The 17,222-nt window shown below is 65.8% G+C and carries 18 protein-coding genes and 1 pseudogene; 11 read left to right on the top strand and 8 right to left on the bottom strand.

The window, feature by feature from the left end; translation table 11 throughout:
• Positions 1-152: 152 nt before the first annotated feature.
• From B0I08_RS18270 to ychF, 3 genes are all read right to left on the bottom strand, one after another.
• Positions 153-275: an OST-HTH/LOTUS domain-containing protein gene (locus tag B0I08_RS18270; protein WP_181243207.1), complete on the bottom strand. Its 123-nt coding sequence runs from the start codon at positions 273-275 to the stop codon at positions 153-155.
• Positions 276-661: 386 nt separating this feature from the next.
• Complete coding sequence (locus B0I08_RS03905) at positions 662-991, bottom strand: hypothetical protein (protein ID WP_106210078.1); 330 nt, start codon at positions 989-991, stop codon at positions 662-664.
• A gap of 227 nt (positions 992-1,218) precedes the next feature.
• A complete protein-coding gene (gene ychF / locus B0I08_RS03900) occupies positions 1,219-2,292 on the bottom strand; it encodes a redox-regulated ATPase YchF (RefSeq protein WP_106210773.1) in 1,074 nt (357 codons plus the stop codon).
• Between the two features lie 74 nt (positions 2,293-2,366).
• Here ychF and B0I08_RS03895 point away from each other — a divergent pair, with 74 nt between their 5' ends.
• From B0I08_RS03895 to B0I08_RS03885, 3 genes are all read left to right on the top strand, one after another.
• A complete protein-coding gene (locus B0I08_RS03895; protein ID WP_181243205.1) occupies positions 2,367-2,969 on the top strand; it encodes an exonuclease domain-containing protein in 603 nt (200 codons plus the stop codon).
• Between the two features lie 102 nt (positions 2,970-3,071).
• Entirely contained in the window at positions 3,072-4,457 is a 1,386-nt protein-coding gene (locus B0I08_RS03890) for a DNA recombination protein RmuC (protein ID WP_106210074.1), read from the top strand.
• Between the two features lie 137 nt (positions 4,458-4,594).
• A complete protein-coding gene (locus B0I08_RS03885) occupies positions 4,595-4,975 on the top strand; it encodes a VOC family protein (protein WP_106210072.1) in 381 nt (126 codons plus the stop codon).
• A gap of 36 nt (positions 4,976-5,011) precedes the next feature.
• Here the strand turns inward: B0I08_RS03885 and glpX are convergent, their stop codons facing one another.
• Entirely contained in the window at positions 5,012-6,007 is a 996-nt protein-coding gene (gene glpX / locus B0I08_RS03880; protein WP_106210070.1) for a class II fructose-bisphosphatase, read from the bottom strand.
• 202 nt (positions 6,008-6,209) lie between these two features.
• Between glpX and fbaA the strand changes: the two genes are divergently transcribed.
• Positions 6,210-7,235 (top strand): class II fructose-bisphosphate aldolase, encoded by a 1,026-nt coding sequence (gene fbaA, locus B0I08_RS03875; RefSeq protein ID WP_106210068.1) that lies wholly within the window; start codon positions 6,210-6,212, stop codon positions 7,233-7,235.
• A gap of 69 nt (positions 7,236-7,304) precedes the next feature.
• Here fbaA and B0I08_RS03870 read toward each other — a convergent pair whose 3' ends face one another.
• The 4 genes from B0I08_RS03870 to B0I08_RS03855 form a co-directional block, all read right to left on the bottom strand.
• Positions 7,305-8,519, bottom strand: coding sequence for a hypothetical protein (locus tag B0I08_RS03870; RefSeq protein WP_106210066.1), 1,215 nt, complete (start codon positions 8,517-8,519; stop codon positions 7,305-7,307).
• Positions 8,516-9,835 carry a sensor histidine kinase gene (locus B0I08_RS03865; protein ID WP_106210064.1) on the bottom strand — a complete coding sequence of 440 codons (1,320 nt, stop codon included), beginning with the start codon at positions 9,833-9,835 and terminating at the stop codon, positions 8,516-8,518. The genes B0I08_RS03870 and B0I08_RS03865 overlap by 4 nt, the downstream gene beginning before the upstream one ends.
• A gap of 102 nt (positions 9,836-9,937) precedes the next feature.
• Positions 9,938-10,561 carry a DUF6264 family protein gene (locus B0I08_RS03860; RefSeq protein WP_146134311.1) on the bottom strand — a complete coding sequence of 208 codons (624 nt, stop codon included), beginning with the start codon at positions 10,559-10,561 and terminating at the stop codon, positions 9,938-9,940.
• A complete protein-coding gene (locus B0I08_RS03855) occupies positions 10,561-11,610 on the bottom strand; it encodes a 4-hydroxy-3-methylbut-2-enyl diphosphate reductase (RefSeq protein ID WP_106210771.1) in 1,050 nt (349 codons plus the stop codon). Before B0I08_RS03855 ends, B0I08_RS03860 begins: the two co-directional genes overlap by 1 nt.
• A gap of 86 nt (positions 11,611-11,696) precedes the next feature.
• Here B0I08_RS03855 and xseA point away from each other — a divergent pair, with 86 nt between their 5' ends.
• The 7 genes and pseudogenes from xseA to B0I08_RS17870 all read left to right on the top strand — a co-directional run.
• Positions 11,697-12,935 carry an exodeoxyribonuclease VII large subunit gene (xseA, locus tag B0I08_RS03850; RefSeq protein WP_106210060.1) on the top strand — a complete coding sequence of 413 codons (1,239 nt, stop codon included), beginning with the start codon at positions 11,697-11,699 and terminating at the stop codon, positions 12,933-12,935.
• 114 nt (positions 12,936-13,049) lie between these two features.
• Positions 13,050-13,244, top strand: a complete 195-nt coding sequence (locus B0I08_RS03845) for an exodeoxyribonuclease VII small subunit (protein ID WP_245884611.1) — start codon at positions 13,050-13,052, stop codon at positions 13,242-13,244.
• A 2-nt stretch (positions 13,245-13,246) separates the two neighbouring features.
• Positions 13,247-13,879: a DUF4245 family protein gene (locus B0I08_RS03840; protein ID WP_106210056.1), complete on the top strand. Its 633-nt coding sequence runs from the start codon at positions 13,247-13,249 to the stop codon at positions 13,877-13,879.
• 2 nt (positions 13,880-13,881) lie between these two features.
• Positions 13,882-14,586, top strand: a complete 705-nt coding sequence (locus B0I08_RS03835; RefSeq protein ID WP_425432984.1) for a carbonic anhydrase — start codon at positions 13,882-13,884, stop codon at positions 14,584-14,586.
• Positions 14,587-14,711: 125 nt separating this feature from the next.
• Complete coding sequence (locus B0I08_RS03830; RefSeq protein ID WP_106210054.1) at positions 14,712-16,109, top strand: class II fumarate hydratase; 1,398 nt, start codon at positions 14,712-14,714, stop codon at positions 16,107-16,109.
• Between the two features lie 83 nt (positions 16,110-16,192).
• Positions 16,193-16,822 (top strand): hypothetical protein, encoded by a 630-nt coding sequence (locus B0I08_RS03825; RefSeq protein ID WP_146134310.1) that lies wholly within the window; start codon positions 16,193-16,195, stop codon positions 16,820-16,822.
• 56 nt (positions 16,823-16,878) lie between these two features.
• Positions 16,879-17,222, top strand: a pseudogene (locus B0I08_RS17870) (hypothetical protein); the annotation flags it as partial.

Below are 17,222 nucleotides of genomic sequence, written 5' to 3'. Positions count from 1 at the left end.
GTACCCATCTTCACTTTCTGGGAGAACGAGCGGTTCGTCGACTATGGATTACGCGCAATGGATTCTTTATCCAGCCGTATTTTTACCCCGCCGCCCTGAAGGGACTCAACGACAAAGAAGTCTGTGGCTCTGACGAGTTCGGAGAGTTTCGCCTAACCCCAATTGCGAGAGTCAAAATCGGGATGCTGCTTGCGCACCAGTTGACCAACAGCAGAGAGATTCGACCAGCCGTCTTCGGAGGACGCCGCGACCGTGCTGGACCTCAGAATTCTCACAAGCTTGGTATCGCGCCGAAGCTGAGGCGTGGCCACCTTCCGTGCAAACCCCGTGGGGCTTTCGGTTGCTGGCTCATCCAAGACGTCTAGGTAAGTCAATTGGGGACAAGCATTCCGACCCTCTTGACAGATGCGGTACCAAAGCGCGCAGCCTCGGCGAGAACGGCTCCGATCCGCGAAGGTGACACGTTATCAGCGTCGATGAGTATCGCGAGGAGGTCATTTGCCTGTGGCAGGACCTAAGCATGGCACCACCCAGTCCGTGTCCGCCGATACAACGTACGGAAGATGCGGGATGATCGCTGCTGGCCGATATTGCAGCCAGCCGTGGATCGGCACATCGCCGAGCTCGCCCCTCGAGTATTGCTGGCGCCTGTCTAAACCCTTCAGTCGTATCCCTCAAAGTGCTTGCAGCACATAGAGTTCTCGCCGCACTTCTCACATCTCGGGATTTCGGCAGTGAGCCCCAGCCACACCATCAGCCCGTCATCGCTCTCGGAAGCGCCGAAGGTGATGCTTCGCCCGTCGCTCTGAACGACCATTTCAGCGGGGGCGTGCAAGCGAGTGTCGTCGTAGAAGTAGCTCCAACCCCACGCCTCTTCTTCCGCCGCGTTAGCTTGGGGATATTCGAGGTTCCCGATGTGCTCCGCATAGAACGTAAGCAGGAGGTCGGCCCTGTCTCTGCTGATACCTGAGCTGTTCACCTCTGCTGGCATGCCGTCAGTTTAGAGACGAGTGGCTGGGACTTGCACGTCTCGACGATGGGTTGGTTAGGTGACGCGGGCACTAACGGGCAGGTTCGATACGCCTTGTGCCCGCTCATCTCGGCGTAAGCCGCGGCTCACCGCGGGGCCCAAGCCGCGTACGCCAGCTGCAAAGCAGTGGCTACCATCTGCGCTGACGAGCCTCGCTTTTCGCGAAGACGGGCATTCCTGTCAACTAGTTAGTTGTTGAACCGGAACTCCACGACGTCGCCATCCTGCATCACGTACTCTTTGCCCTCGATGCGGGCCTTGCCCTTGGCGCGGGCTTCGGCGATCGAGCCTGTTTCGACGAGGTCGTCGAAGCCGATGATCTCGGCCTTGATGAAGCCCTTTTCGAAGTCCGTGTGGATGACGCCGGCGGCCTGCGGGGCCTTGGCGCCCTGCGGGATCGTCCAGGCGCGCGTTTCCTTCGGGCCCGCCGTGAGGTAGGTCTGCAGGCCGAGGGTGTTGAAACCGATGCGGGCAAGCTGGTCGAGACCGCTCTCGTCCTGTCCGGTGGAAGCCAGCAGCTCTGCGGCATCCTCCGGGTCGAGGTCAACGAGCTCGGATTCGAGCTTGGCGTCGAGGAAGACTGCCTGCGCGGGGGCAACGAGTGCGGCGAGCGCAGCTTTGCTGTCGTCGTTGGTCAGCACCGCTTCATCCACATTGAATACGTAAATAAATGGCTTGACGGTGAGCAGGCCCAGTTCCTGGAGCGGCTCAAGGTCGAGGGTGGAGGCGCTCAGGGGCTTGCCATCGTTCAACCAGGCCGCTGCGGCCTTGGTCGTGTCCATGGTGGCTTGCGTGATCTTCTTCGCGCGCAGTTCCTTCTCGTAGCGGGCTTCCGCCTTCTCGAGGGTCTGCAGGTCGGCGAGAATCAGCTCGGTGTTGATGGTTTCCATGTCGCTCGCGGCATCCACCTTGCCGTCGACGTGCACGACGTCGGGGTCTTCGAAGCCACGGACGACCTGCGCGATGGCATCGGCTTCGCGGATGTTCGCGAGGAACTTGTTGCCGAGGCCCTCCCCCACGCTTGCACCCTTGACGATGCCGGCGATGTCCACGAAGGACACTGCGGCGGGGAGGATTCGCTCGGATCCGAAGATTTCAGCGAGCACCGCGAGACGCTTGTCGGGCAGGCTCACAATTCCGGTGTTCGGCTCAATGGTCGCGAACGGATAATTCGCCGCGAGGACTGAGCTCTTCGTGAGAGCGTTGAACAGGGTCGACTTGCCGACATTCGGGAGTCCGACGATTGCAATAGTGAGTGCCACGAGCACCCAGCCTAGCCGCCAGACACTCCGAGCCGCGGACGTCGAGCGTCAGTCGCCCGTGAGAGCATCAAGGCGTGCCCATGAATTTCACCGCCATCGACTTCGAAACTGCCAACTCTTCGAGCGCCTCTGCCTGCTCGGTCGGGTTGGTGAAGGTTCGCGACGGCGTGGTTGTCGACAAGGTCGCGTGGTTCATTCGGCCGCCCGCTGGGCACAGCGAGTTCTTGTACTGGAACACCCGCATTCACGGAATTGTCGAATCGGATGTCGCGGACGCGCGCACCTGGGATGAGCAGCTTCCCGATCTCATCGAATTCGCGGACGGTGACCATCTCGTCGCCCACAACGCCGGCTTCGACATGGGAGTCATCCGCGCGGCCAGTGCCGCGACGTTTGTGGAGACCCCGTCGTTCTCCTACCTGTGCAGCCTCGCCGTGGCCCGCAAGACCTACCATCTGGATTCCTACAAGCTCCCCGTTGCCGCGATGGCGGCGGGCTTCGAGGATTTCGCGCACCATGACGCGCTGGCGGACGCGGAGGCGTGCGCCGCGATCATGGTGCACGCCGGTCGGCGCCATGAGGCGGACGATCTGGCCCACCTGGCCGTGCTGACCGGAACCCGGGTCGGAGTGATCGGGCCGGTCCCCGTCGAGCACGCTCCGGCGGTTCTGCAGTAGGGCGAAGCTTCTCCCTCATCTGCGGGATGCGCGCTCGAGCGGGATGCGCGCGCGGGCGATGCGCCTCCGGGCGATGTCCGACCCTCCTGCCAGACTGCAGACATGGATCCCGTTGTGTCTCTTCTTATCGGACTCGCCGTCGGCGCGGTGCTCGGTGTTGCGATCGTGTTCGCACTGTTGCGTGGGCGCGCCTGGTCGGGTGCGGGCGCCGGCACCGCGGTCGTTGAGGCTCGCCACGAGCTGGAACTCACCCGCGCCCGAACGCAGACCGAGCTGACCTCCGTGCGGGCCGAAGAGCAGAATCTGCGCGCGGAGATCGAATCCGAACTTGCCGCGGTCACGGCCACCCTCCACGGCGCGCGCGAGCAGGCCACGCTGCAGCGCGAGCAGTTCCATGCCCAGATCCTCCAGCAGGAGCAGCGCCTCGGTGAGTTCCAACAGCGCTTGCGCGATGTGCAGATCGCCGAGGCCCAGCGATTGAAGGCCGACGGCGAGGTGCTCGTGGCACTCAGCCCGGTGCAGGAGAGCCTGCAGGCGGTCCAGCGCAAAGTGGTTGAGCTCGAGGAGCAGCGCAGCGCGCAGTACGGCGCGCTCAGCGAACAATTGCGCTCCGCGACCGAATCCGAGGAGCGACTCCGCAGTACCGCCGAGTCGCTGGCCTCGGCGTTGCGCTCCAACAGCGTCCGTGGGGTGTGGGGCGAGACGCAGCTCCGCAACGTGGTCGAGGCGGCGGGTCTTATCGAACGGGTCGACTTCGACGTGCAGTCGAGCATCAGCTCCGACGCCGGTTCGGGGCGGCCCGACATGGTGATCCACTTGCCCGGAGGCAAGAACATCGCGGTAGACGCGAAGGTTCCCTTCACCTCGTACCTCGAGGCGAGCCAGATTGCAGTCACCGCCACCGGCGAGGAGGGTGCCCGGCGCCTTGCACTCATGAAGCAGCACGTGCGCGCGGTGCGAGCCCACGTAGACGCACTCGCGGCCAAAACCTACTGGGCCGGTCTCGAATCCTCGCCCGAGCTGGTGATCGCGTTTATCCCGAGTGAATCCCTCGTCTCCTCCGCGATGGAAGCCGACCCCGCGATCATGGACTACGCCTTCAGCAAGCGCGTAGCGCTGGCCTCGCCGGTCACCCTGTGGTCGGTGCTGAAGACCGTGGCATTCAGCTGGCAGCAAGACGTGCTGACAGATGACGCGAAAGAGCTGTTCGATCTCAGCCGCGAGCTTTACTCGCGCCTCGCGACCATGGCGGGCCACGTCGAGAAGCTGGGGCGCTCGATCGAGAGCACCGTGAAGAACTACAACGGTTTTGTCGGCTCGCTGGAACGCCAGGTGTTGCCGTCCGCGCGCAAGCTCGGGCGCCTCGACGAGTCCAAGGTGCTCGCTCCGTTCGCCGGCATTGAGGACTCGCCGCGCGAACTCACGGCGTTCGAGCTGCTCGAAGAACTCGAAGCGAGCGCCGCTCGATCGGACGCCGAAATCCGGTAGCATCACACTCTCGGCGGACGGCTGACGATCGGGCGCACGGCTGACGATCGGGGCGCCAGCCCGGTGGACTCGAGTGCACGCGGGTGGCAGGGTAAAACTACGAGCTCGCCCCATCGTTGCCCTACCGAGGAGCACCCATGTTCAGCCCAGACAAAGCGTTCAGCGGATATTCCGTAGACGACATTGCCCACGCCCGCGCCTTCTATGCGCAGACCCTTGGCATGACGGTCACCGAGAACGAGATGGGGTTTTTGAACCTGCATCTGACCAGCGGCGGCGTCATCATGGTCTACGGCAAGGACGACCACACTCCCGCCAGCTACACGGTGCTCAATTTCGAGGTGGATGACATCGACTCAGCGGTCGCGGACCTGAACGCCCGCGGTGTGGTGACGAAAATCTACGACGACGACACAATCCCCACGGACGCCCAGGGTATTGCCCGCGGGATGGGGCCAGCAATCGCCTGGTTCACCGACCCCGCGGGCAACGTCCTGTCGGTGCTGCAGCCCGACTGAGCGGACCTAGTTGTACCTGACCCAGGCGTTGCCGACCTAGTCGTTATCGAGCCACTTGTCGGCCGAGTGCTCCGCAATGACGCGGCGCATGGTGCCGGAGCGCGCTCGGAGAACGATGCTCTCCGTGCGAATGATGGGTCCCATCCGGCGGACGCCGTCGACCAGCTGGCCATCGGTGACGCCGGTGGCGACGAAGAAGGTGTTGTCGCTGCGCACGAGTGTGTCCGCGTCATAGACGTGATCGAACTTCAGCCCGGCATCCAACCCCTTCTGACGTTCTTCATCGGTGCCGGGATGCAGAATTCCCTGGATCAGCCCACCGAGCGCCTTGATCGCGCACGCGGTCGCCACTCCCTCAGGACTTCCCCCGGTGCCCACGCACATGTCAATGCGGGTGCTGTGGCGAGCAGCGTTAATGCCGCCCGCCACGTCGCCGTCGAGCATCAGGCGGGTACCGGCACCGGCGGCACGAATGTCTTCGATCAACTGCGCGTGCCGCGGGCGGTCGAGCACGGCGACCGTCATCTCCGACACCGGCTTGCCGAGCGCCTTTGCCAGCGCGCGAATGTTCTCGCCGATGGGCTGGCGGATGTCGACGACTCCAATTCCCTCGGCGGAGGTAACGATCTTGTCCATGTAGAAGACCATGGACGCGTCGAGCATGGTGCCGCGATCGGCCACCGCAATCATCGACAGGGCGTTTTGGCGTCCGGCTGCGGTGAGCGAGGTGCCGTCAATCGGGTCCACGGCGATGTCACAGGCCGGGCCGCGGCCATTGCCCACGTGCTCGCCGTTGAAGAGCATGGGCGCCTTGTCCTTCTCGCCCTCACCGATCACCACAACGCCATCAAAGTTGACGGTGCCGAGGAACTTACGCATCGCGTCGACGGCTGCCTTGTCTGCGGCGTTTTTGTCGCCCATCCCGATGAAGGGAACGGCACGAATCGCTGCAGCCTCGGTTGCCCGCACGAGTTCCATTGCGAGGTTGCGATCAGGGTGGAGATAGAGATCTCCGTGGTCGGTAGACACCATTGTTCAGTCCTCGCAGTCGTTGGCCGTCGTCGCTGTGGTGGAGATTCGTCGGTCAGAATCAACGCGGAGTCAGTCTATCGAGCGAGCGGATTGCCGCTCCTACCTCGGGACCAACGACCCCAATTCCCTCGAGGCCATGAAATACACTGGGGGTGAAGCCCGAGCGACACCAAGGCCGCCGGTAGCCCGAGGAGATCACGCTATGCCCGTCGCAACCCCAGACCAGTACGCCGAGATGCTCAACAAGGCGAAAACCAACGGTTTCGCCTACCCCGCTATCAACGTGTCGTCGTCTTCGACCGTCAACTCCGTACTGCAGGGCCTGTCCGAGGCTGGCTCCGATGGCATCATCCAGGTCACCACCGGTGGCGCCGACTACTTCGCCGGCCACACCGTCAAGAACCGCGCGTCGGGCGCGCTCGCCGCGGCCGCCTTCGTCACCGAGGTTGCCAAGAACTACCCGGTCACCATCGCGCTGCACACCGACCACTGCCCCAAGGACGCCCTCGATGGCTTCGTTCTTCCGCTCATCGCCGCCTCCGAGGCCGAGGTGAAGGCCGGCCGTAACCCGATCTTCCAGTCCCACATGTGGGACGGTTCCGCCGTTCCCCTCGAGGAGAACCTGCGCATCGCCAAGGACCTCCTCCCCCGCATGAAGGCAATCAGCGCCATCCTCGAGGTTGAGATCGGTGTTGTCGGCGGCGAGGAAGACGGCGTCAGCGCCGACGAGAACGCGAACCTGTACACGACCCTCGAAGATGTCATCGACACCGTTGAGGCCCTCGGCCTCGGCGACCAGGGCCGCTACATCGCCGCCCTCACGTTCGGCAACGTGCACGGCGTCTACAAGCCCGGTGGAGTGAAGCTGCGCCCCGAGCTGCTCGGCGAGATCCAGGCTGGTATCCAGGCCAAGTACGGCACGGGCCTCCTGCCCCTCGACCTGGTCTTCCACGGTGGATCGGGCTCGACAGCCGCGGAGATCGCCACCGCCGTCGCGAACGGCGTCGTGAAGATGAACATCGACACCGACACCCAGTACGCCTACAGCCGCTCGCTCGCCGACACCGTGCTGCGCAACTACGACGGCTTCCTCAAGGTAGACGGCGAAGTGGGAAACAAGAAGGTCTACGACCCGCGCTCGTGGGGCAAGATCGCCGAGTCCGCCATGGCCAAGCGCGTCATCGAGGCCACCCAGCAGCTCGGTTCCGCCGGCTGGTCGGGCAAGTAACCACAACACCCATCCCGCCCAGAACCGCCCCAGGACACGCTTCGGTGTGCCCTGGGGCGGTTCTCGGTTTCAGGACGAGAGCGGCGATGGAGTCTGCGGAGTCGGCACCTGCGGAATGCGGAAGGTGAACCGCACGCTCCGCCCGTCGGTCCACGCGAGGTCCTCCACCGTGTCCTTCAACGTCAGGTAGTAGGGCGCGAGCATCGCAACGCGGCGCCCCTCCGGCAGGTCCACTTCCAGGCTGAGCGCCACCTCCGTGGCACCGTCAGCCTGGGCGCGCAGTTCGATGAGCAGCGATTCCCGGTCCACAACCGAATTGGCCAGCATGTCCTGCAGCACACCGCGGAGAGCGGCGCGCTGGTCATCATTCATGCCGTCCGCCAACCGTGCCGGATCGCTCACCACCAGTGCGGTGTCGTGCGCGAGGACATCCAGCCAGCTTCGACATGCTGTTGTAACGAGTTCAACTCGCAGCTCGCGGGCAAGGTGGGCCGCCCGGGTGCGGTCGGCGTCGGTGATGACGCCCGCGTTCGCGATGTCACGCAAGAACGGCACCGTTTGCGCGCCCACACGGGCAATGGTTGCGCTCGGCGGCCGCGACACGCTCGTACGCGTCTCAGGCTGAGCCCGCGGTTCACCTGCCGGCGCCAGCGTCGACGTCGACGCCGACGCTGACGTCGACTGCGACTGCGCCTGCATGCGGCTGGTTCGTGCGACGAGAGTGCTGCAGAACACGACAGAGCCGACCGCGGCAATGACGATCGGCGAGACGGCGATCAGGGCGCTGCCGACCGAGGAGAGTATCGAGTCGTCGCCGTAGGCGTAGACGGCGAGGAGGGCCGCCGCAGCAAGGGTTGCCCCCGCATAGCCGAGCGCCCGCCGTGCGGAGATGAAGGGCGACAAGCTCCCGAGCGCGATGCCCACCGCCGTCGGCGCCCACCAGAGCTCCACCGGAACGCTTCCTCCCGCTGACCCGGCAGCCGACAGAGCGAGGCCGCCAATCGCTACGGCAAGAACGCCGGCGCCGCGCGCCACACTGAGGTCGGCACGATCGGCCCGGGTCGCGGCCGCAGTGAGCGCCGCAGCGGCGACAAAGAACATTATTGCCGCGAGCTGCAGCGTGGGCAGAGTCCAGCGCTCCCAGAACACGAGAGTGGTCAACACGGCCTGCGCGGCCGAGACGATCCCCATCGTGACCGCGATCCAGGGCCCGGTGAACCAGCTCAGCGGGTCGACCTGCCGCGGCGATCGGGTCCAGGCCCGCCCGAGTTGCTCGCGTCTCATGCGTCGACCGGCTCCCGTTCGCCGCGGACCGGGATTGGGAAGGAGAGCAGCACGGATGCGCCACTACCGGGCGCGGACCACACCCGCACGGTTCCGCCCAGCGATTCCACCCGGTGCACGACCGAGGCCCGCAGGCCGAGCCGGTCGGCGGGCACCGCGGCCGGATCGAAACCGACCCCCGCGTCGACCACCATCAGCGTCAGCACCTCCCCCGGCTTCTCGACACTCCCGGGATCGGCCGCTAGACCCGACGGACCCTCCACACCTGCCGGACCAGACGGACCCGACGGACCAGACGGACCCGCCCCAATCCCGATGATGAGCTCCGCCGAATCCTCCCCCGAGTGGTTCAGCACATTTTCCAGGCACGCACGCGCTGCGCCCAGCGCGGCCTCGACCACCGTCGGCGGCACGTCCGCCACCGCCCCGGGATCGATGGTGACGTCAACGCTGAGCCCGCGGCCGTGAAACTCGCTGGCGAGGTTCGTGACTGCGTTGCGGAACTCGGTATCCCGCGGGTGAGCGGAGCGCCGCGCGTCATCCCGCCACTCCGGATGGGCCAGGGTCGTGATGTCGTGCAGCAGGCGCGCCCGCACCCGGTCGTCGATCAGCGGCGGCGAGTTGATGATCAGCGAAAGGTCGCTGAGGATCGTGTCGTGCAGCAGCGCGGCGTCCGCGCGTTCGCGGTCGCGCTGCTTGTCGGACAGTTCGGTCTCCTGGCGGAGGCGACGCAGGTCGGGCACGCGTCCGTTCTGGGCTCGCTGAATCAGAGCGATGGCCAGAAACACCCCCACGTAGTTGACCAGAACGAGGGTTGGTCCGGCCCCCGTGGATGGGGGTACGTCGAACTGAAACGCCACGAGAATCACGGATGCCTGTCCGGCCAGGTATCCGGCAACGCCCCACCCGATCGCGTTGATCGGCGACGCCGACGCGGTGCCCACCAGCACGAGCGCCAGGGCGGGCCGGTTGAGCACAAAGACCGACCCCGGGTTCAGCTCCGGCGCGATCACCATCAGGGAGTATTGATAGGCCCACACGCACACGGCGCCGACCACGATGAAACCGGCGAGGCTCAGCGCGGACGGGCGGAGGGCCACCACCCCGAGTGCAACCAGCATCACAACGAGCGCGGCGAGGGGGGCGCCGAGCGAGGGCAGATCGCCACTGCTGGCGAGGGTGGTGATAACCGACGCGATCGCCATAACGATGATCGTCGCAGCGATGGCCCAGACGCACCGAACACACGCGGCCACCGTCGCCGCTGCCGCAACGTGCCGAGGCAGCACGGCGGGTTGAGAGAGTTGGCTCGTCACTCGCCCAGACAACCACATCCGGCGTTGCGGCACCGTCGCCTCGCACTGAACGCTAAGAATCCTCGCGAAACCCGCGCAGGCTACCTCGCGAAACCCGCGCGGCTACCTTGAGGAGATCGAGTCCAGAAGCGCCGGGTCCGACGCGAACAGAACGGCCACCAGGATGAACGTAACCACGAAGAAGACCAGGCCGGCGATCAGCGGATAGATGAAAGCCAGTCGATTGCGCCGCAGCATGAGGATCGCCATCACTGCTCCCGCCACGAACAGGACAATTTGCGTGATGTTGAGTGCGATTCCGACGGTGGAAGCCAGCTCGGAGTTCGCGTAGTCGTCATAGCCGAGCTGGGCCAGCCCGGTGTCAATCCACGACGCGAAGTCGGCGTACTGCGGAATCGACGTGAGCACCGAGACGGCGCCGACGCCGAGCAGAACGGCGGTGAGCACCGAGTCCCAGGTGCGACGCGGGCGGACGCCGGCCGGCGCAGCGGGGTCGGCGGTCGATTTGGGCGAGCCGGTCGAGCCGGTCGGGGTGGGCGAGCCGGTGGGGGCCTGGGCGGCGGATGTCTCGGAGCCGACCGACCGCTTGGGCGCAGCGACATCCGCCCGCCCATCAACGGAGGCAGAAGCAGCGGCCGACGCCGGAGAGCCCACGCCCATGGCCTTCGCTTGCTCTTCTGGGGTGGCGTACTCGCCGTATTGCGGGCGGGGGCGGGGGTCAGTCACTATTGCTGCCAATCGAGTCGACGCACGCGACCGCCCAGACCGCGTTCGTCCGGGTTGCCGTTCGCGTCCTTGCGGAGTTCCTTCGGGAGGGAGAACATGAGGTCTTCTTCTGCGGTGACGACCTGCTGGACGTCAGCGTATCCCGCATCGGCGAGGTCGTTGAGCACTTCCTGCACGAGCACTTCGGGCACGGACGCACCGCTGGATACGCCGACTGTGGAGACACCGTCGAGCCACTCCTGCTGGATCTCGCTCGCGTAGTCCACGCGGTAGGCGGCCCTCGCCCCATTCTCCAGGGCGACGTCGACCAGGCGAACGGTGTTGGAGCTGTTTGCCGAGCCCACCACGATGACCAGTTCAGCTTGCTCGGAGACCTTCTTGATGGCGACCTGGCGGTTCGTCGTGGCGTAGCAAATGTCGTCGCTCGGCGGGTCCTGCAGGTTCGGGAACCGCTCGCGCAGCAGGCGCACGGTTTCCATCGTCTCGTCCACACTGAGGGTCGTCTGCGACAACCAGACCACGTGATCGGGGTTGTTCACAACGATGTTGGGCACGTCGGCCGGGCTGTTCACGAGGATCGTGCGCTCGGGCGCGTGGCCCATCGTTCCCTCGACCTCTTCGTGGCCGCGGTGGCCGATCAGCAGGATTTCGAAGTCGTCACGGGAGAACCGCACGGCCTCGCGGTGCACCTTGGTGACCAGCGGGCAGGTCGCGTCGATGGCATCGAGATTGCGGTCGGCGGCGCCCTGCACGACGGCGGGCGACACACCGTGGGCGCTGAATACGATGTGCGACCCGACGGGCACCTCGTCGACCTCGTCGACGAAGATTGCGCCCTTGCGTTCGAGGGTGGAGACCACGTGGATGTTGTGCACGATCTGCTTGCGCACATACACCGGGGCGCCGAAACGCTCAAGCGCTTTCTCCACGGCGATGACCGCGCGGTCCACTCCTGCACAGTATCCCCGGGGCGCGGCGAGGATCACCCGCTTCGGCAGGGGCACGGGATTGTCCCGTAGCCTGTTACGTACCGCGGGAACCCGCGGCATCTCGAGGCTGACGGCAGAGCCGTTAGAGATATTGCTCACCTACGGATTGTATCCGAGCCAGGGGCACGGAAGCTGGGGAGACAACCATGACGATCGTGGAAACCCCACCCACCGTCGATTCGCCGTGGCCGGTTGGCCTCCTCTCGGCGAAGATCAAGGGGTGGATCGATCGCCTGGGCTCCGTGTGGGTCGAGGGCGAAATTACGCAGTGGGGGATGTCGGGCGGCAACGTTTACGGCAAACTCAAGGACCTCGACGCCGACGCCACCGTCTCGTTCACCATCTGGTCGTCGGTGAAGGCGAAAATCCCCGCCGACCTCAAACAGGGCGACCGGGTCATCGCCCTGGTCAAGCCCAATTACTGGGTCAAGGGCGGCACGCTCACGATGCAGGTCTTCGAGATGCGTCACGTCGGCCTCGGCGACCTGCTCGAGAGGTTGGAGAGGCTCCGCCAGACCCTGCGAGCAGAGGGCCTGTTCGACCCCTCGCGCAAACGCGCCCTCCCCTTTCTCCCCCACTGCGTTGGCCTGATCACCGGGCGCGACAGCGACGCCGAGAAGGATGTGCTGCGTAACGCCCAGCTGCGGTGGCCCGCGGTGGAGTTCCGGGTGGTGCACGCCGCCGTGCAGGGTGACCGGGCCGCCGGCGAGGTGACCGCAGCGCTCCGACGCCTCGACGAGGATCCCGCCGTCGACGTCATCGTCGTCGCCCGCGGTGGCGGGGACTTCCAGAACCTCCTCGTGTTCAGCGACGAAACGCTCGTGCGCACGGCCGCGGCCTGTACCACGCCGATCGTCAGCGCCATCGGTCACGAAGCTGATCGCCCGCTGCTCGACGACGTGGCCGACCTGCGTGCATCGACCCCGACAGACGCGGCAAAGCGGGTGGTTCCGGATGTCGCGGAAGAACTCAACCGCATGCACCAGGCACGCGCCCGCATCAGCTCCCGCGTGACCCACCTCCTCCGCACCGAGATCGATCGGCTCGAACAGCTGCGCTCACGCCCGGTGCTGGCCAATCCCACCTGGTTGGTCGACTCCCGGGGCGAGGAGCTCACCCGCTATGTCGCGAGGGGCTCCGAACTGATGGGCCGCCTGCTCGAGCGGAACGGCACCAGGATTGTGGAACTGACCGCCCAGTTGCGCGCCCTGTCGCCCCAGCGCACGCTCGATCGGGGCTACGCTATCGCGCAGCTGCCGTCTGGGCTGGCATTGCGGCGTCCCGAGGATGCCCCGGAGGGAACACCACTCCTCCTCACCCTGGCCGAAGGAAAGCTCCCCACCATCGCGACGAAACTCGCGACCGCTGTCACCGACGATCGGTAGAGTTGCTCCGTGGTTACCGCTTCCCCGAACGCAGCATTCCCCGGTTCGACGTCCGCCGACTCTGTCTCTGGCGAATCCGTACCCGGCAGCTCGGCGTCTGACAAATCCGACGACATCCGTGCGCTCAGCTACGAGCAGGCGCGCGACGAACTCGTGCGGGTAGTCAACGAGCTGGAGCAGGGTTCTGCAACGCTCGAGCAGTCGCTGGCGCTGTGGGAGCGCGGTGAGGCGCTGGCCAAACGGTGCGAAGAGTGGCTCCTTGGCGCCAAAGCACGCCTCGATGCGGCACGCGCCGCCGCCGCCGAGTAGCCATGGCGCAGCCACCCATTCGGGCCGACCTCGGCCGACCGGAGACGCCAGAGGAGCGCGCCGAACGCAAGGCGCAGAATTCCCGCAACTACCGCGAGTCCAAGACGCCGAACAACCTGGTCATCGCGCTCGTCGCCTCCCTCGCGGTAGTGCTCTTCCTGGTCTTGGTGGTCGTGCGGCCCACCCCCGCGCCGGCCGATCCGATCGACTACGTCGCCGTGGCGGCCGAGGCACAACCGGGAGTCTCCACCACGCTGATCACCCCCGCGCTCCCGCCGGAGTGGCGCGCGAACGACGCGAAACTGACGGCAGCGCGCGGCGACAGCTTCCTCTGGTACATCGGGTTTGTGACGCCGAAGAATCAATTTCTCGCGCTCGAGCAGGGCATCGACGCGGAGGCGGGCTGGCGCGAGGATTTCCTCGGCCGGGCGAGCCCCACCGGCCAGGTCACCATTGAGGGCATCGACTGGGACGTCTACGACCAGCGCGAGACCGATGACCCCGGCAACTTTGCGTACTCGCTTGCCACGAGCGTCGCCGGAACCGAATATCTTGTCCATGGAACAGCGAGCGACAACGAGTTCGCACTATTCGCCTCGGCTTTATCCGCCGAGATCACCACACCGGAGGGCTAGACGTGCCAGATTCCAGAACCCCCGCCAAAGCCTGGCAGCAGATGCTCCGCGGCAACCAACGGTTCGTCGACGGTGAGCCCAACCACCCGCGTCAGGACGTCGATCGCCGGGCCGAGGTCGCGGCCGCGCAAGAACCGCTCGCCGCCCTCTTCGGCTGCAGCGATTCCCGCCTCGCCGCTGAGATCATCTTCGACAAGGGCATCGGCGACCTCTTCGTAGTGCGTAATGCCGGGCAGATCATCTCCGATAGCGTCGTCGGTTCGTTGGAGTATGCCGTCGGCGTCTTGCACGTGCCGCTGATCGTGGTCCTCGGCCATGACCAGTGCGGTGCCGTGCTGGCCGCAATCGACTCGCAGGGTCCAGACGCTGTTCCGCTTCCTCCGCACATCACCACTCTGATCGAGAAGATCGTGCCCGCCGTGCGCCGAGTGGGCGCGCAGTCCTCGGGTGAGTCCGCGACCGACTCCAGCGCGATCGACTCCGGCACCATTGACTCAGGCGCCTTCCGCTCCGGCACCATTGACCCCAGCACCATTGATGCCCAGGCCGTGGGCCGGGAACACCTGCGCGACACCATCGCCGAGCTGCTCGAAGAGTCCGAACTCATCAGCGACGCGATCGCCGCCGGTACGCTGGCTATCGTCGGTGCGAACTACCGGCTCCTTGAGGGTCGCGCGGTGCCAGACATCGCGCTTGGCGCAATCTAGTCGCGCCGGGTTTCACTAGCCCGTCTGACTGGCCGGTGTGACTCGCCCGTCTGCCTGATCCGTTCGGCCCGCATCATCCGTCCATCGCTCCACCGCACCACGTACCCCGAAGGAAGCACACCGCCGTGACCACTCCGCAGGACTACCGCATCGAACACGACACAATGGGCGAGGTGCGGGTTCCGGCCTCCGCTCTCTACGGCGCGCAGACGCAGCGCGCCGTGGAGAACTTCCCCATCTCCGGCGCGGGCCTCGAACCCGCACAGATCGTGGCGCTCGCCCGCATCAAGCGCGCTGCCGCGATCGTGAACGGGTCGCTCGGAGTGCTTGACGCCGACATCTCGGCCGCCATTGTCGCCGCGGCGGAGTCGCTCATCGCCGGTCAGTTCCATGACCAGTTTCCGGTCGACACCTACCAAACCGGCAGCGGCACCTCCAGCAACATGAACATGAACGAGGTCCTGGCGACGATCGCGTCTTCCGAGCTCGGCTCGCCCGTTCATCCGAACGACCACGTCAATGCGTCGCAGTCCTCCAACGACGTGTTCCCCACGTCGGTGCACGTCGCCGTCACCGGAGCGCTCCTCGCCGACCTCATCCCCGCGCTCGATCACCTCGCCGTCGCCCTCGAGGCCAAGGCCGTGCTGTGGAAGACCGTGGTGAAGTCCGGTCGCACCCACCTGATGGATGCGACTCCCGTGACCCTGGGCCAGGAGTTCGCCGGGTTCGCGCGCCAGATCCGCCTCGGCATTGAACGCGTCGAGGGCACCATCGGGCGCGTCGCCGAGGTCCCCCTCGGGGGCACCGCCGTGGGCACCGGTATCAATACCCCGGCCGGATTCCCTCAGCAGGTCATCGCCGAGCTCGCCGAGAACACCGGTCTTCCGATCGTTGAGGCCCGAGACCACTTCGAAGCGCAGGGCGCCCGCGATGCGCTCGTCGAGGCGTCCGGCGCGTTGCGAGTACTCGCCGTGTCGCTCACAAAGATCTGCAACGACCTGCGCTGGATGGGCTCCGGGCCCAACACGGGTCTCGGAGAGATCAACATCCCGGATCTGCAGCCCGGATCCTCAATCATGCCGGGCAAGGTCAACCCGGTCATCCCGGAAGCCGTCCTGATGGTCGGTGCCCGCGTCATCGGCAACGACGCCACGATCGCCTGGGCGGGCGCGAGCGGCAGCTTCGAACTGAACGTCGCCATTCCCGTAATGGGAACTGCGCTGTTGGAGTCCATCCGGCTGCTGACCAACTCGAGTCGCCTCCTCGCCGACAAGACCATCGACGGCCTCACGGCCAACGTCGAGCGCGCGCTGGCTCTCGCGGAGTCCTCGCCCTCCATCGTCACCCCGCTCAACCGCGTGATCGGCTACGAATCGGCCGCCAAGGTGGCCAAGCACGCGGTCGCCTCCTCGCTCACCGTGCGCGAGGCCGTCATCGACCTCGGGTTCGTGGAGCGCGGCGAGATCACCGAGGAGCAGCTCGACACCCTGCTCAACGTGCTCTCAATGACGCATCCCGGCTAGCAGCTCGACGACGCCTCGCCCCTGCTTTTGCGGCCTGTGGATAACTCGAGCGGGATGCCACGCAGCTGACTTATCGTCACTGCATGCACTCACGCCCTCAGCTTCCCCGACTGCGCCGCCGCGTAGTGCTGGCTGGCGCCGCCCTGGTCGCCACGCTCGGGTTGGCTGCCGCGGCGCTCATGGTCTGGTGGCCGACCAGCACTGCCGCGCCCGCAGCCAACACCGCGCCGGCAACTGACTCCACCGCGGCTGCCGAAACACCCACCCCGGCACCACTTTTCTCTACGGACGAAGAGGCTCTCGCGGCTGCCCGGGCCACCTACGAAGGGTTCCTCGCGGCGACCGACGCAATCCTGGCCGACAGCGGGGCAGGCGCCGAACGCCTAGATGCATTCGCCGAACCAGACGTCGTCGAGACGGAGCTACAAGGCTTCCAGCGATTTAATAGCGGCGGCTTGCGGCTGATGGGGCAGACAACCATCGAGAACTTCGCGCTGCAGTCCCGCTCCCTAGCGAACGAGGTCGTCGTCACCGCCTACGCATGTGCGAACGTCGCAGACGTCGACGTGGTCGACGCGACGGGATCGAGCGTCGTGACGGATACGCGCCCGGATCTCACACCATTTGAACTCACCTTCTCCGTCTCGAAAGATTCTCCAACCGGGCTAGCGGTCGCTTCCAAGTTCGTGTGGCAAGGGGGCGGAGTGTGCTAGCCGTCTTGTCTTTACATCTGGGTACAGCCCTCGCGCTTGCGATCGCACCTGCACCCGTGCCTGGCACCCCCGCCGCAGGAGTTTGCGATAGCGGAAATCAGACCACATCCGGATGCCCGAACGTAGACGGGTCCATCCAAGACGAGAATGCGGTCCTCGACGGATCCGAAGGCGGGCCTGGGGCTGTACCCACGACCCCGCCGCGCACACCGCCCCGCCCGACATCGCCGCCCACTGCGTCAACTCCGGCGCCGGCCACCGATCCTGCCGCGCCGCCGTTCTGGGACGAGTTCGTCATCGTCGAACCGGTCACCCTTGAGGACATCGCAAGCTTCCATCCCGATACCGGCACCACCCAGATGGAACCCAACGGGTGGACCATCGCCGGACTCCCCACAAA

It is taken from the genome of Glaciihabitans tibetensis, assembly GCF_003003265.1.
GTDB classification, from domain to species: Bacteria; Actinomycetota; Actinomycetes; order Actinomycetales; family Microbacteriaceae; genus Glaciihabitans; species Glaciihabitans tibetensis.
Note: the sequence above shows the minus strand (reverse complement) of the source record. Positions and strands in the feature narration are given on the sequence as shown.

Coding starts and splice junctions, on each gene's coding strand:
- B0I08_RS03840 (WP_106210056.1), top strand. CDS start 13,247: ATGGCGCAGCCACCCATTCGGGCCGACCTCGGCCGACCGGAGACGCCA.
- xseA (WP_106210060.1), top strand. CDS start 11,697: ATGACGATCGTGGAAACCCCACCCACCGTCGATTCGCCGTGGCCGGTT.
- fbaA (WP_106210068.1), top strand. CDS start 6,210: ATGCCCGTCGCAACCCCAGACCAGTACGCCGAGATGCTCAACAAGGCG.
- B0I08_RS03855 (WP_106210771.1), bottom strand. CDS start 11,610: ATGCCGCGGGTTCCCGCGGTACGTAACAGGCTACGGGACAATCCCGTG.
- B0I08_RS03870 (WP_106210066.1), bottom strand. CDS start 8,519: ATGAGACGCGAGCAACTCGGGCGGGCCTGGACCCGATCGCCGCGGCAG.
- B0I08_RS03825 (WP_146134310.1), top strand. CDS start 16,193: ATGCACTCACGCCCTCAGCTTCCCCGACTGCGCCGCCGCGTAGTGCTG.
- B0I08_RS03890 (WP_106210074.1), top strand. CDS start 3,072: ATGGATCCCGTTGTGTCTCTTCTTATCGGACTCGCCGTCGGCGCGGTG.
- B0I08_RS03905 (WP_106210078.1), bottom strand. CDS start 991: ATGCCAGCAGAGGTGAACAGCTCAGGTATCAGCAGAGACAGGGCCGAC.
- glpX (WP_106210070.1), bottom strand. CDS start 6,007: ATGGTGTCTACCGACCACGGAGATCTCTATCTCCACCCTGATCGCAAC.
- B0I08_RS03885 (WP_106210072.1), top strand. CDS start 4,595: ATGTTCAGCCCAGACAAAGCGTTCAGCGGATATTCCGTAGACGACATT.